The sequence below is a fragment of the Pseudomonas sp. genome, from assembly GCF_030683065.1.
Lineage (GTDB): Bacteria > Pseudomonadota > Gammaproteobacteria > Pseudomonadales > Pseudomonadaceae > Aquipseudomonas.
Map to the genome: position 1 here is coordinate 1 of NZ_JAUXMX010000005.1, position 1340 is coordinate 1340.

Sequence of the window (1340 nt, forward strand, 5' to 3'; positions counted from 1 at the left end):
GGCCACCTGACCCTGCGTGGCGACGGGCATGACGTGGCCTTTGCCGGCGGCGTACACAAGGCCACCGGCCTGGAACTGCCCGGCGCCCTGGGTCTGGTCAGCCGTGGCGAGACCTCGCTGCAATGGCTGGGCCCGGACGAGTGGCTGCTGATCGTGCCAAGCGGCGAAGAGTTCGCCGCCGAAAAGAGCCTGCGCGAAGCACTCGCCGGGCAGCACATCCAGGTGGTCAACGTCAGCGGTGGGCAGACGATTCTCGAGCTGACGGGCCCGAAAGTCCGCGAGCTGCTGATGAAATCTTCGATCTACGACGTGCATCCACGCAGCTTCCCGGTGGGCAAGGCGGTCGGTACTACCTTCGCCAAGACCCAGCTGGTAATTCGCCGCACCGGCGAAGAGACCTGGGAGCTGCTGGTGCGCCGAAGTTTCTCCGACTACATCTGGCTGTGGCTGCAAGACGCCAGCGCCGAATTCGGCTTGGCGATCAAGGCCTGAAGGTTGCAGTGGTCTTCTGTGGGAGCGGACTTGTCCGCGAAGCCTTTCGCGGCCAAGGCCCCTCCCACAGGTGTTCTCGGACAACTCCTTTTTCCGAGCGAAAAGGGTAGAAGTCACCGGAGTTTATTATGAGCCGCACCCCCGATACCTGGATTCTCACCGCCCACTGCCCAAGTGTGCTCGGCACCGTGGATGCGGTGACGCGCTTTTTGTTCGAGCAGCGCTGCTACGTCACTGAGCACCACTCGTTCGATGACCGGCTGTCTTCGCGCTTCTTTATCCGCGTCGAGTTCCGCCAGCCGGATGGCTTCGACGAGCAGGTCTTCCGCGCCGGCCTCAACGAACGCCTGGCGCCGTTCGACATGCACACCGAACTGACCCCGCCGGGCTACCGGGCCAAGGTGGTGTTGATGGTCAGCAAGGCCGATCACTGCCTCAACGACCTGCTCTACCGCCAGCGCATCGGCCACCTGGCCATGGACGTGGTGGCGGTGGTTTCCAACCACCCGGATCTGGAACCGCTGGCACGCTGGCACGACATTCCCTACCACCACTTCCCCCTCGACCCGAACGACAAGTCGGTGCAGGAACGCAAGGTTATGCAGGTGATCGAGGACAGCGGCGCCGAGCTGGTAGTGCTGGCGCGCTACATGCAGGTGCTCTCACCGGAGCTGTGCCGCAAGCTCGATGGCTGGGCGATCAACATCCACCACTCGCTGCTGCCCGGTTTCAAGGGCGCCAAGCCCTACCACCAGGCGTACCAGAAAGGCGTCAAGCTGGTTGGCGCCACCGCCCACTACATCAACAACGACCTGGATGAAGGGCCGATCATCGCCCAGGGCGTGGAG

The 1340-nt window shown here is 63.6% G+C and carries 2 protein-coding genes; both read left to right on the forward strand.

Going from position 1 to position 1340, the window contains the following annotated elements; translation table 11 throughout:
- Nucleotides 1–492: sarcosine oxidase subunit gamma (locus tag Q8K09_RS00990; RefSeq protein ID WP_305253084.1), on the forward strand; the 492-nt coding region annotated here is incomplete at its 5' end.
- 128 nt (nucleotides 493–620) lie between these two features.
- Nucleotides 621–1340 (forward strand): formyltetrahydrofolate deformylase (locus Q8K09_RS00995; protein WP_305253085.1); only part of this gene is annotated, 720 nt, incomplete at its 3' end.